The organism is Faecalibacterium sp. Marseille-Q4137 (assembly GCF_017377535.1).
Classification (GTDB): domain Bacteria; phylum Bacillota; class Clostridia; order Oscillospirales; family Ruminococcaceae; genus Faecalibacterium; species Faecalibacterium duncaniae.
This window is the reverse complement of the sequence record NZ_JAFREK010000054.1, coordinates 1-13,675: the sequence shown is the minus strand read 5'-3', so window position 1 is coordinate 13,675 and position 13,675 is coordinate 1. Positions and strand designations below refer to the sequence as shown.

At 58.0% G+C, this 13,675-nt stretch carries 10 protein-coding genes; 9 read left to right on the top strand and 1 reads right to left on the bottom strand.

What is annotated here, in order from left to right; all coding sequences use genetic code 11:
- From J3353_RS14525 to J3353_RS14485, 9 genes are all read left to right on the top strand, one after another.
- Positions 1-935, top strand: a 935-nt coding sequence (locus tag J3353_RS14525; protein ID WP_242700988.1) for an ABC transporter permease, incomplete at its 5' end; no start/stop codon positions are given.
- 18 nt (positions 936-953) lie between these two features.
- Complete coding sequence (locus J3353_RS14520; protein ID WP_179860368.1) at positions 954-2,261, top strand: murein hydrolase activator EnvC; 1,308 nt, start codon at positions 954-956, stop codon at positions 2,259-2,261.
- A 157-nt stretch (positions 2,262-2,418) separates the two neighbouring features.
- Positions 2,419-3,804, top strand: a complete 1,386-nt coding sequence (locus J3353_RS14515; protein ID WP_207685113.1) for a S41 family peptidase — start codon at positions 2,419-2,421, stop codon at positions 3,802-3,804.
- 166 nt (positions 3,805-3,970) lie between these two features.
- Complete coding sequence (gene rsmA, locus J3353_RS14510) at positions 3,971-4,825, top strand: 16S rRNA (adenine(1518)-N(6)/adenine(1519)-N(6))-dimethyltransferase RsmA (protein WP_117477301.1); 855 nt, start codon at positions 3,971-3,973, stop codon at positions 4,823-4,825.
- 451 nt (positions 4,826-5,276) lie between these two features.
- Positions 5,277-7,307 (top strand): ABC transporter substrate-binding protein, encoded by a 2,031-nt coding sequence (locus tag J3353_RS14505; RefSeq protein ID WP_207685112.1) that lies wholly within the window; start codon positions 5,277-5,279, stop codon positions 7,305-7,307.
- Between the two features lie 54 nt (positions 7,308-7,361).
- Positions 7,362-8,312 (top strand): ABC transporter permease, encoded by a 951-nt coding sequence (locus J3353_RS14500; protein ID WP_156070707.1) that lies wholly within the window; start codon positions 7,362-7,364, stop codon positions 8,310-8,312.
- Positions 8,312-9,253 (top strand): ABC transporter permease, encoded by a 942-nt coding sequence (locus J3353_RS14495; protein WP_097770607.1) that lies wholly within the window; start codon positions 8,312-8,314, stop codon positions 9,251-9,253. The genes J3353_RS14500 and J3353_RS14495 overlap by 1 nt, the downstream gene beginning before the upstream one ends.
- Positions 9,254-9,273: 20 nt before the next feature.
- On the top strand, positions 9,274-10,329 hold the full coding sequence (locus tag J3353_RS14490) for an ABC transporter ATP-binding protein (protein WP_005932249.1): 1,056 nt from the start codon (positions 9,274-9,276) through the stop codon (positions 10,327-10,329).
- Entirely contained in the window at positions 10,322-11,263 is a 942-nt protein-coding gene (locus J3353_RS14485; protein WP_207685111.1) for an ATP-binding cassette domain-containing protein, read from the top strand. Before J3353_RS14490 ends, J3353_RS14485 begins: the two co-directional genes overlap by 8 nt.
- 147 nt (positions 11,264-11,410) lie before the next feature.
- Here the strand turns inward: J3353_RS14485 and J3353_RS14480 are convergent, their stop codons facing one another.
- Complete coding sequence (locus J3353_RS14480; RefSeq protein ID WP_207685110.1) at positions 11,411-13,426, bottom strand: ABC transporter substrate-binding protein; 2,016 nt, start codon at positions 13,424-13,426, stop codon at positions 11,411-11,413.
- Between the last annotated feature and the right edge of the window lie 249 nt (positions 13,427-13,675).

The window sequence follows — 13,675 nt, the reverse complement described above, 5'->3', positions numbered from 1 at the left end:
GAACTGGAAATGGAGGTGTCGCTGGTATGATGAAGCCTTCTACGTTCGGTTTCCTTGTGGTGCGCGGCGTGCGCAACCTGGGCAAGCACTGGGCCATGACCATTGCTTGCATCGCCTCCCTGAGCGTCTGTATGACCCTGAACACCTTTGCCACGCTGGCGGAAGTCAATGTGGACAGCATGGTGAACTATCTGGGCCAGCAGAACGAAATGGTGGTCTATGTGGACCCCGAAGCCGACGATGCCACCATCCAGTCGGTAGGGGAGCGCATCACTGCCACCCCGGGCGTGAGCCGGGTGCAGTACATGTCCAAGGAGGACGTGCTCAACCAGTACCGTGGGTACATGGCGGATTACGCCGTCCTGCTGGACGAATTTGAAAATGATAACCCCTTCAAGGCCAACTACCGTGTCTCTCTGGCGGATCTGAGCCAGATGCAGGCCATGAGCCAGAACTTCCAGAGCATTCCGGGCGTGTACAGTGTTACCGCCCCCATTGAGATGACCCAGACCTTTGTGGAGGTCCAGCGGGCCGTGACCAAGGTGGGCCAGATCGTGATCCTGGTGCTGATGGCGGTCAGCATCATCACGGTGGGCAGCACCATCCGCCTGAGCGTTTTTGCCCGCCGCCGTGAGATCGAGATCATGAAGTATGTGGGCGCGACCAACCACCTTGTCACCCTGCCCTTTTTTGTGGAGGGCCTGACCATGGGCCTGATCTCCGGTGCCATCACCTCGGTAGCCGGTATCTTCGGCTATGCCTACATCGTGCAGGCCTCCAGCACGCTGGGCGGGTTGTGGCAGCTGCTCATGGGCACCGCCATGGTGCCTGTGGATGCCGTCTGGCCCACCATCCTGACGTACAGTCTGGCCGGTGGTGCGCTGGTGGGTGCGCTGGGCAGCATGTTCTCCATCCGCAAGCATCTGAATGTGTAAGCGAAAGGAGCCTTCTCTGTGAAACAAGCAAAACACTCTGCGGGCTTCCGCCTGCACCTCATGTATACCCCCACCCACGCAAAACCCGCCCCCGGGCACAGCCGGGCCATGCGCGCCGCCAGCCTGTTTCTGGCAGCGGCCTGCCTGCTGCTGAGCGTTTCGGTCTACCCGGCCACGGCGGCTACCAGCATGTCCAGCCTGCAGAACAAGCTGGATAAGCTCTCCCAGTCCATTGTACAGCACAAAAAGGAACTGTCCAATGCAAAAAAGAAGGAGCAGGCCGCCAAGGCGCTGGAATCGGAGCTGAAGGAAAAGGTCACGGTGGTCCAGAGTCAGATCAGCGTGCTGAAGGGCCAGATCGCCGAGGTGCAGAACAGCATCGGCCTGAAGGAACAGGAGATCGCCGCCAAGGAGCAGCAGATCACCGAAAAAGAAGCGGAGATCGCCGACCAGTGGGGGGATTTCAAGCAGCACATGGCCGCCATGCAGGAGCTGCGGGACGGCGGCAGCGTTGCCATGCTGTCCGCGGTGAACGACCTGTATGAGCTGCTGACCTTCAACGAGGTCATGCAGGACATTTCCATCAAGGACACCGAGATCCTGGACAACATGAAGAACGCCAAGGAAGCGCTGGAAAGCGATAAGCTGACGCTGGAATCCCAGCGCAGCGAGCTGCAAAGCAAAAAGGCAGATCTGGATGCCCAGAACAGTCAGATGCGTGCCAAGCAGAACGAGCTCAACTCCAGCGTGGCCGCCGCCCAGATGAGCGCTGCCGAGGCGCAGCAGGCCCAGAAGGACGCGCAGGCCGCCATTGAATCGGACGAGATGAACTATGAGGCGGTCAAGAAGCAGATCCAGAAGATGATCGCTGCGGCCGCTGCCTCCAAGCCCACTCTGAGCTTTACCGGTTTCATCTGCCCGCTCAAGAGCTATAGCCGCATTTCCAGTGAGTACGGCTGGCGCAAGAACCCCGTTACGGGGGTCAACAAGCTCCACGCCGGTACCGACTTTGCCGCCCCGGGCGGCACGCCCATCTATGCAGCCGCCAGCGGTTATGTGCAGGTGGCGGGCTGGTCCAGCGGCGGCTACGGCAACTATGTCATCATCTACCACGGCAAAATGTCCGATGGCAACCAGTACAGCACCCTGTACGGCCACATGCGGTCGGTCGCCACCTCGGCGGGCAAGTATGTCCAGCAGGGCGAGATCATCGGCTATGTGGGCAGCACGGGCAACTCTACCGGCAACCACCTCCATCTGGAGGTCTGGAAGGGCGGCTCCAAGGCCAATGCCGTCAACCCCCGTGGTTATATCCCCATGAAATAATCTGCATTGTATCAAAGGAGGCCGTCAGGGCTTATGAAGGAAGAAAAACGCAAGCGCATCCTGCGCGTGGGCTGTCTGATCCTGGCAGGGATCTTTGCACTTTCCATGCTGGGCAGCGTGGTTATGATGCTGCTGGTCTGACAGAGGAGGGAAGAAGATGAACCGTAAGATATCGGTCGGCATGGCGGTCAGCATCGTCATCCTGGCCATGACCGTTACCTTTTCCATTACCATGCTGGTGGCGATGCGCCTGTTTGACAGCACCGTTTCCAGTGTGAAGGAAAAGGAAAGCATGTACAACAAGATCGCTGAGGTGGACCGCTATGTCCGCAGCAACGATTACTATCCCATCGATGAGACCACCCTCTACGACCGCCTGACGGCTGGCTACCTGCTGGGCACCGGCGACAAGTACGCCCGCTATTTCAGCGCCACCGCCTATACGGAGCTGATGAATACCCAGAACGGCACCCTGATCGGCATTGGCGTGGAGCTGGCTGTGGATCAGTCCGGCTATGCCAAGGTCATCAAGGTCTACGATGAATCCCCCGCCAAGGAGGCAGGCATTCAGGTCGGCAACTACATCACCGCTGTGGACGGCACCGATGTCAAGAGCATGAGCAGCGTGGATGCCATCCAGACCCGCCTGCGCGGCGAGAGCGGCACCACCGTCAATGTGACCTGGCTGGACAGCGAGGCCGCCGAGCATACCGCTGACCTGACCCACTCCGGCTACAGCTCCACCACCGTGGATTACCAGATGGTGCAGGGCAATGTGGGCTACATCCGGATTCGCCAGTTTGATTCCACCACCCCCAGCGAGCTGGATTACGCCATCCGCAGCCTGAGCGCCAGCGGCGCGGGCAGCCTGGTGTTTGATCTGCGCGACAACGGCGGCGGCCTGCTGGACGATGCCATTCAGTGCATCGACCTGATCGCCCCGGAGGGCACGCTGGCCTTTGCTGAGGACAAGAACGGCACCCAGACCCTGCTGGGCACCAGCACCAGCGAATCCCGGATCGATCTGCCCGTGGTCTGCCTGGTCAACGGCAGCACCGCCAGCGCGGCGGAGCTCTTTGCCAGCAGCCTGCGCACCCTGAATGGTGCCCGTCTGGTGGGCACCACCACGCAGGGCAAGGGCACCATCCAGAGCAGCCCCCAGCGCCTGTCCGATGGCAGTGCTGTGGTGGTTACCGTGGCAAAGCTGGTCTGCGGCGACGGCAGCTGCTTTGACGGCACCGGCCTGACCGTGGATGTGGAGCGGCCCCTGACTGCGGACGAGCAGACCGCATACTATGATTACACTGTGGAGAACGATCCCCAGATCCAGCGTGCCGTGAGCACCGCCCAGCAGATGAGCGGTACCACCACCGTGAGCGGTGTCAACGAAGCGGCTTCCAGTGAAGCTGCCGACAGTGCCGCCGCCGAGAGCGTAGCGGAAGGGGACGCTGAGGCTGCATCTGCTGAGAGTACTCCGGCAGAGACCGCGCCCGCCGAAAGTGAAGCAGCAGGGGAGAGCACTGCATCCAGTAGTCAAGAATAAGAGGACAACCCTCTCCGTCAGCGCTGACGCGCTGCCACCTCTCCCGAAGGGCGAGGTCTTGGCAATTCATGCAAAGTTTGCGGTTTTGTCAAAAGCTCCCCCTTTGGGGGAGCTGGCGAGCGAAGCGAGACTGAGAGGGTTATTTTGGAACAGAAAGGATAGAGCCATGCCCGAACTGACCGACCTGTCTTATGTGCGCGCCCTGTGCGAAAAATATGATTTTGCCCTCTCCAAGGGCTTTGGCCAGAACTTTATCGTCAACCCCGGCCTGCCCCCCAAGATCGTGGATGCCAGCGGCGTGGACAAGCGCTACGGCGTGCTCGAGATCGGCCCCGGCATCGGCGTGCTGACCCGGGAGCTGGCAAAGCGGGCGGCAAAGGTGGTCTCCATCGAGGTGGACGAGCGTCTGCCACCCCTGCTGGCCGAGACCATGGCCGGTGTGGACAACTTCAAGCTGGTGCTGCAGGATGTGCTCAAGGTGGATCTGAAAGCCCTGATCGCGCAGGAGTTCCCCGGGATGCCGGTGGCGGTCTGCGCCAACCTGCCCTACTATATCACAAGCCCCATTGTGATGAAGCTGCTGGGTGACCGCCTGCCCATCGAGAGCCTGACCGTGATGGTGCAGAAGGAAGCTGCCGATCGTCTGGCTGCCGCCCCGGGCACCCGGGCCTCCAGTGCCATCAGCTGTGCGGTGAGCTATTACGCGACCTCTAAGATGATGTTCACCGCCGCCCCGGGCAGCTTTTACCCGGCCCCCAAGGTGACCAGCGCTGTGGTGCGGATGGAGATCCGCCCCACCCCCGCCGTGCAGGTGGAGGACGAGGAGGGCTACTTTGCCCTTGTCCGCGCGGCCTTTGGCCAGCGGCGCAAGACTGCCGCCAATGCCATTGCCAGCGGCCTGGGGATGCCCAAGGATGCCGTGACCGCTGCCATTGAAGCCGCCGGTTTCGATGCCCGCATCCGCCCCGAGGCCCTGACGCTGGAGGATTTTGCAAAGATCCAGAGCACGCTGGCCCGGTGACTTGTTTTAATAATTCGGTTTTCCAAAAGCAGGTGCTCTTCGCAAAGCGTGGAGCGCCTGCTCTTTTAGAATATAAAGCAAAAATACAGTGTCTTTTTGACAAGAACAATTCCGGTTGTTTTGTCCGCAGCATGGTCTGTTAAATTTCCTGCACGCTTTACCATGTAAAAGCAAATATATTTCATCGTTTTTGCGCGGCAGACTTTGCTTTTTGAAGAAAAAGCTGTGTGTGTTCCATTGACATCTTTTTATTTCAATGGTACAATATATGACGTGTTAAGGTTTTGCGGGAGGAGCACAGGTGCAGACAGAGGGGTCTGTTTCTGCGCTCTTTTGTATTCCCTGGCAATACAGGATTCAAAAAACCTCCGCAGAATAGTGGGAAAACAGCAGGACATCCCGCCCTGCACCATGCACTGAAGCACGGAATTATTATAGGGAGGAAAACACAATGAACAACAACTACGAGTCTCATGCAATCAGCCGCCGCAGCTTTCTGAAGGCTTCCGGTGTCGTTGGTGCCGCCGGCATTCTGGCCGCCTGCGGCGGCAACTCTGGCAGCAGCTCCACCGCCGCTTCCTCTGGTGCTACCAGCGCTCCCAACACCACCGGCGCTACCCCGCTGAAGGAGTTCATCTCCTGGGAGAGCACCAACCGTGAGCTGGAGAGCTGGAACATGCTGTACAGCCAGATGGCTTCCGACATGAATGTCACCACCAACCTGTGGGAAGGCCTGCTGAGCTTTGACTGCTACGGCAAGGCCGTGCCTTCCGTGGCCAAGGAGTGGAGCCACAATGAGGACTCTTCTGTTTGGACCTTCAACCTCCGCGACGATGTGGACTGGGTGGATGTGAACGGCGAGGTCAAGGCTCACCTGACCAGCAAGGACTTCCTCGTGGGTCTGGAGTGGGTGCTGAACGCAGCCAAGAACCAGGCCAACAACACCTCCATGCCCAACGAGACCCTGACCGGTGCTGCTGATTACTATCAGAAGACCAGCGATATGGGCGATGCTGCTGCCGACCTGACCTACCAGGATATGCTGGACGCAGGCGTGGGCGTTGAGGCTCCGGACGACTACACCCTGGTCTTCACCTGCAAGGATCCCTGCCCCTACTTCGATACCGTTGCTGCCTACACCAGCTTCTACCCCGTCTCTGAGGATCTGATCAACGAGCTGGGCATTGAGGGCTTCCGTGCCTGCGATTACACCAACATGTGGTACAATGGCCCCTATGTGGTGGAGGAGTTCATCAGCCAGAACACCAAGAGCTACATCCCCAACCCCAACTACTATGCAGCTGACGAGGTATCCCGCTTCGACCGCTTCACCGTTACCATGATCAGCGACGGCACCGTTACCTTCCAGCTGTATCAGAACCGTGAGCTGGACGAGATGGATGTGGGCGAGAGCACCCTGACCACCATCCAGGCTGATCCCAACAGCGAGTACAATGCTCAGCTGTGTGAGAAGCGTCCCAAGAAGTTCAGCTACCAGATGCACTTCAACTACCAGAAGAACAACGAGGACGGCACCCCCGACGACAACTGGAACAAGGCAATTGCCAACACTGCCTTCCGTCAGTGCTTCTACAAGGGCCTGAATCTGACCAACTACTATGCCCGTACCAACAAGATCAACCCCCTGAAGTGCGAGAACGACTACTACACCATGCCGGGTGTCTGCTATAACACCCAGGGCCAGGAGTACACCACCCTGGTGGCCAAGGAGATGGGCTTCGACGGCGAGGCTTACGACGGCAAGACCATGATCCGCCTGCGTTCTAACAACGGCGACATTGCTGACCTGAAGAAGCAGGCCATGGACGAGCTGAGCGCCATCGGCGTCACCTTCCCCGTCCACGCTGCTTACCACATCATCGCTGGTTCCACCACCGCTCTGGATACCGCAACGGTTCTGAAGCAGTGCTTCACCGACAGCTTCGGCGATGACTTCATTGTGCTGGACATCAAGACCTACGTCTCCTCCATCACTCAGGAAGTCCGTAATCCTCAGCTGCAGAGCTTCGTCATCAACGGCTGGGGCGCTGACTACGGCGATCCTGTCAACTTCGTTGGTCAGGAGATCCTGCACGACGACAACGCTTACTACAGCTGGTACTACTCCAACATCGCCAAGATCGTCGAGGCCGGCCCCGCTGACTGGCAGAAGGATCTGGTGGCCTGCTACGAGGAGTTCACCGATCTGGTCAACACCGCAAAGGCCATCGTTGATGATACCGATGCCCGCTACGCTGCCTTTGCAAAGGCTGAGGCCAGCATGCTGAACAGCGTTCTGGCCTGCCCCTGCAACTTCGATGTTTCCTGGACTCTGACCCACGCCAACGAGTACAGCAAGATCAACGCTATGTATGGTCCCTGCAACTACAAGGCTGTCAACTGGGAGACCAGCGAAGAGGCTTACACCACCGAGCAGTACGAGGAGTTCGCCGCTGCATTTGACGCAGCTACCAAGGCTTAAGTTCCCCGTTTCCCCGCCCGAAAGGGCAAGAATAAAAGTTAAGGGTTCGATAACATGTTAAAATACACGGTTAAGCGGCTGCTCCAGTCGCTTGTCACAATCTTTCTGATCGCAACAGCAGTTTTCCTGATGATGCGCTGCCTGCCGACGGACTACTACTTCACTGAGGAACAGCTCATGAAGTTTACCGATCAGCAGAAGACCGCCGCTCTGGAGGCTGCTGGCCTGACCGATCCCATCCCCACCCAGCTGGTCAAGTTCTATAACAACCTGCTGCATCTGGATTTCGGCACTTCCCGCCGCATTCAGAACGGTGCCCCGGTGGTCAAGGTCATTGGCAAAAAGTTTGGTGTCTCCATGCGTCTGGGCCTCATCGCCTCCGGCATCTCTCTGGTGGTCGGTGTGCTGATGGGCATCCTGCAGGCGGCATTCAAGGACAAGGTATTCGACTGGATCGGCACGGCCTACACCGTGTTCGTCAACGCGGTCCCGTCGCTGGTGTCGTATTCTCTGGTGCTGGTCTTTGGTTCCAAGTACCTGGGATTCCCCACGCTGTATTCCACCCGCAATGTGAGTGCTTCCAGCGTGCTGCCCATCACCTGCCTTTCGCTGGCATCCATTGCAGGCTATGCCCTGTGGACCCGCCGCTACATGGTGGATGAGCTGACCCGCGACTATATCAAGCTGGCCCGTGTCAAGGGCCTGAGCTCCCGCGAGATCATGTTTAAGCATGTTCTGCGCAACGCCATGGTTCCCATGGTGCAGTATATCCCCCAGTCCATCCTGCTGACGGTGGGCGGCTCCCTGCTGATGGAACGGTTCTTCTCCGTTCCCGGCATGGGCCCCCTGCTGACGGATGCCATCCAGCGCTATGACCTGAACGTTGTGCAGACCCTGGTCATCCTCTACGCTGTGCTGGGCATCGTGGGCGTGTTCCTGGGCGATGTGCTGATGATGGTGGTTGACCCCCGTATTACTCTGACCGGAAAGGAGGAGGCTCGCTGATGGCTAAGGCATCGGATTTTGAGGGCAAGAAGCCCGAAGAACTGTTCTACTTTGTGGATTATTCCCCGGAAGAAGCTGAACGCATCGGCTACTCCAACTATTCCTATTGGGGTTCTGTCATCCAGAACTTCCTCAAGCAGAAGGTCGCTGTCTTCTGCCTGATCCTGTTCCTGGCGCTGACGGTGTTCTCCTTCATTGCGCTGGGCATCGGCAAGTATCACTACACCACCCTGATCTCTGATTCCAGCAAGGCGTTCATCAAGCCCAACAGTGAGTACTGGTTCGGTACCGACAACCTGGGCCGTGACTACTGGTGCCAGGTGTGGTATGCCACCCAGGTTTCCATCCGTCTGGCTCTGGTGGTCGCCGTGGGCGAGAGCATTGTGGGCGTGATCTTCGGCCTGATCTGGGGCTATGTGCGCAGTCTGGACCGCTTCTTCACGGAGCTGTACAACCTGATCGACAATGTGCCCTATATCATCTATATGACCCTGATCGCCCTGATGGTGGGCCAGAGCTTCTGGATCATGGCCATCTCCATGATCGCCATCAACTGGCTTTCTATGGCACGCCGTGTCCGCAACATGGTGTTCATGTTCCGTGACCGCGAGTACAACCTCGCGTCCCGCTGCCTGGGCACCCCGCTGTGGCGTGTGCTGACCAAGAACATCCTGCCGTATCTGGTCTCCGTTATCATCCTGCGTATGGCACTGTCCATCCCGGGCACCATCAACCTGGAATCCACGCTGTCCTACCTGGGCCTGGGCCTGGGCATCGACACGCCTTCTCTGGGCCTGATCCTGAGCAAGGTGCGCGGCTTCTTCTTGGATTATCCGTACCTGCTGGTTTTCCCTGCATCCATCGTGTCCATCATTTCCATTTCTTTCTATATCATGGGCAACGCTTTGTCGGATGCGGCTGATCCGCGCAACCACGTTTGATAGATTGGAGAGAGACGTAAATGGATAGACAACCGATTATCTCTGCCAAAGACGTGGAGATCACTTTCAGCCTGCGCGGCCGCAAGCTGAACGCCATCCGCAAGTGCTCGCTGGATCTGTACGAAGGCGAGACCCTTGCCATCGTGGGCGAGTCCGGTTCGGGCAAGTCCGTATTCACCAAGACCTTTGTGGGTATGCTGGATGCCAACGGTATGATCACCGGCGGCTCCATCATGTACGAAGGCCGCGATATGACCAAGTTCACTGAGAAGGATTGGCTGGGTGTCCGCGGCAAGAAGATCGCCATGGTCATGCAGGATCCTATGACCAGCCTGAACCCGCTGAAGAAGATCGGCAAGCAGATCCAGGAGAGCATTGAGCATCACCAGGGTCTGAAGGGCGAGGAAGCCAAAAAGGCTGCCATCGAGATGCTGGGCAAGGTGGGTATCCCCGACCCCGAGCGTCGGTACGAGCAGTACCCCCACGAGTTCTCCGGCGGTATGCGTCAGCGTGTCGTCATTGCCATTGCAGCGGCCTGCCGCCCGCAGATCCTGATCTGCGACGAGCCCACCACTGCACTGGACGTGACCATTCAGGCACAGATCCTGCAGCTGATCCGCGACCTGCAGAAGGAGCTGGGCATGTCCGTTATCTACATCACCCATGACCTGGGTGTTGTGGCAAACGTGGCAGACCGTGTGGCCGTGATGTACGCCGGCCAGATCGTGGAATACGGCACCGTGGAGGAGATCTTCTACGACGCATGGCATCCCTACACCTGGGCTCTGCTGCAGGCTCTGCCGCAGCTGGGCACCAAGGGTGAGGCCCTGCCCAGCGTGGATGGTACTCCCCCGAACCTGTTCAACGAGATCAAGGGTGACGCATTTGCGCCCCGCAACAAGCATGCGCTGGCAATCGACTTTGTGCAAGAGCCTCCGTTCTTCCAGGTGTCCGAGACCCACGCCGCAAAGACCTGGTATCTGGACCCGCGCGCTCCCAAGATCGAGCGGCCGCACTCCATCCAGAACCTGCGTGAGAAAATGGGAAAGATGGGAGGCGCCAACTTAAATGGCTGAACGCGAAAAGCTGATTGAGCTGAAAGACCTTCAGATCACCTTTGGCTCCGGTAAGAAGAAATTTGTTGCTGTCGATCATGTCAACTTTGACATCTATAAGGGCGAGACCTTCTCGCTGGTCGGCGAGTCCGGCTCCGGCAAGACCACCATTGGCCGTGCCATCTGCCGCATCAACCCGACCTCCGGCGGCGACATCTTCTTCAAGGGCCAGAAGATCAACGGCAAGATCTCCAAGGAACTGGACAGAGAGGTCATCCGTAAGATCCAGATGATCTTCCAGGACCCCATGGCTTCGCTGAACGAGCGCGCCAAGGTGGAGTATATCATTGCTGAGGGCCTGCTGAACCATCATCTCTACAAGGACCAGGAAGACCTGCATGAAAAGGTGATGAACGCCCTGCATGAGGTCGGCCTGCTGCCGGAGTTTGCCTCCCGCTTCCCCCACGAGTTCTCGGGCGGTCAGCGCCAGCGCATCGGCATTGCCCGTGCACTGGTCATGGAGCCGGAGTTCATCGTGGCCGACGAGCCCATCTCTGCACTGGATGTCTCCATCCGTGCACAGGTGCTGAACCTGCTGAACGAGATGAAGAAGAGCCGCGGCTTGACCTACCTGTTCATTGCACATGACCTGTCGGTGGTCCGGTTCATCTCGGATCGTATCGCCGTTATCAGCAAGGGCCGTATCGTGGAGCTGGCTGAGGCGGAGGAGCTGTTCCTCCATCCGCTGCATCCCTACACCAAAGCCCTGCTGAGCGCGGTTCCCATCCCTGACCCCAGCCTTGAAAAGCACAAGAAGCTGCTGGTCTATGACCCCTCGATCCACGATTACAGCGTGGACAAGCCGGTCTGGGAAGAGATTGCAAACGGCCACTTCGTGTATGGCAACCAGCGTGAGCTGGAAGGCTACCGCAAGGAGTATGAAAGCCAGCTGTAAGCTGAACCGCTTTCCTGTATTTTAACACAATGACCCCGCCGCGCTGGGAGTTTTCCCGCGCGGCGGGGTTTTGTGCTGTCAGGGAGAAAAAAAGAACCGGACGCTTCAAAAACGTCCGGTTCTGCTTTTTGCTATTGGTTCACGCGATCAGGCCTGAGTGGCTGCGTCGAATGCGGCAGCAAACGCATCGTACTGTTCGGTGGTGTAGGCCTCCTCGCTGGTCTCCCAGTTCACAGCCTTGTAGTTGCAGGGACCATACATGGCGTTGATCTTGCTGTACTCGTTGACGTGAGTCAGGCACCAGGTGATATCGTAGACGGTGGGGAAGATCAGGTTCTCGTCCAGGAAGTAAGCCTCGGCCTTGGCAAATGCGGCGTAGCGCGCATCGGTGTCGTCAACGATGGCACGGCCCTCGTTCACCAGATCGGTGAACTTCTCGTAGGCGGCAACCAGCTCGGTCTGGTAGCTGGCGGGGCCATTGTTCACAATGCCTGCGATGTTGGTCATGTTGCAGCTGTAGTAAGCATTGTCGTCGTGAACGATGATCTGGGTCAGGAAGTTGATGGGATCGCCGAAGTCAGCGCCCCAGCCCATGTGGACGAAGCTCTGCAGCTTGGGCGCCACGACTTCCTTCATGGTGGAGGACACGAAGGTGTTGATATCCAGCACGATGAAGTCATCGCCGAAGCTGTCGGTGAAGCACTGCTTCAGCACGGTTGCGCTGTCCAGAGCGGAGGTGGAGCCAGCCAGAATATAGTAGGAGCAGTGAACAGGGAAGGTGACACCGATGGCGCTCAGCTCTTCCATGGCCTGCTTCTTCAGCTCGGTGATGTCGCCGTTGTTGGCGCGCAGGCGCTTCATGGTCTTGCCATCGTAAGCCTCGCCGTCCAGACCCATCTCCTTGGCCACCAGGTTGGTGTAGTCGGTGCCGTCAGAGGTGTAGCACAGGCCCTTCATGGTGAAGAAGTCGTTCTCACACTTCAGGGGATTGATGGGGTTGTAACGGGCGAAGAACTTGTTCAGCACCATGCCCTTGGAGAAGCACTGACGGAAGGCCTTGTTGGCAATGGCCTTGTTCCAGTTCTCATCGGGGGTGCCATCGGTGTTCTTCTTGTCGTAGTTGAAGATGAAGCAGTAGCTGAACTTCTTGGCACGCTTCTCGCACAACTGCTGATTGTACTCGTTGGAAGGATCGGACTGAATGGTGGTGATGTTGCTCTCGCCCAGGTCCACCTCGTCCAGCTCGCGGCTCTGATACAGCTGCAGGCTGATGGAACCGTCGCTGATCATGGTGACAGTGAAGCGCTCAAAGCGGCTGACGTTGGCAGCATCGTAGTAGTTGGGGTTGGGGATGTAGCTCTTGGTGTTGCCCTGGATGTACTCCTCCACCACATAGGGTCCGTTGTACCACATGGTGGTGTTGTCGCAGCTCCGGAAGCCATCGATACCCAGCTCCTCGATCAGAGCAGGGGCCACGGGGTAGAAGCTGTTGTAGGCGGCAACGGTATCAAAGTAGGGGCAGGCGCTGGGGCAGGTGAACACCAGAGTGTAATCATCCGGAGCTTCGATGCCCACACCGGCAGCCAGCATGTCCTCGTAGGTCATGTCAGCAGCAGCGTCACCGGCTTCTTTGGTCAGCTCGTAGTACTCGTAAGCACCCACAATGGTATCGTTGGGCATGGAGGTGTTGTTGGCCTCGTTCTTGATGGCGTTCATCACCCATTCAAAACCAACCAGAAAGTCCTTGCTGGTCAGGTGAGCCTTCACCTCACCGTTGCAATCCACCCAGTCCACGTCGTCCCGCAGGTGGAAGGTCCAGACGGTGGCATCCTCATTGTGCTCCCAGCTGGAAGCGATGGCGGGCACCACCTTGCCGTAGCAGTCAAAGCTCAGCAGGCCGTCCCACAGGTTGGTGACCACGTTGGCATCCTCAGCCTTCTGGGTGTACAGCATGTTCCAGCTTTCCAGCTCACGATTGCCGCTCTCAAAGGAGATGAACTCCTTCAGGGGAGTAGCGCCGGTGGAGTTGGGGGCAGCAGCGCCGCTGGCGGCAGCACCATTGCCGGTGTTGTTGGACTTTTCGCCGCAGGCTGCCAGCAGGCTGGCGGCACCCACAGCACCTGCACCCTTCAGGAAGGTGCGGCGATCAAAATTGAAGCTCATTGGATGATCCTCCCAGATCTTGCGCGGACAGAGCCGCGCGTTTTTCCTTTTCCTAAATGCAGTGAGGCTGTCTGCCTTTCCAAAAAGTGCACAGGAAAGACAAAAGTCGCACCGCTGTATATTTTAGCACTTTACTGGAAAGAAGTCAATCCGCCGCAGCACTGAATTGGAAACAAAACAGTGACAAACACTTTCATGGAAAAAGAATATGGAAAAAATTACTATAAAATGGAAAGGACTGTATATCTG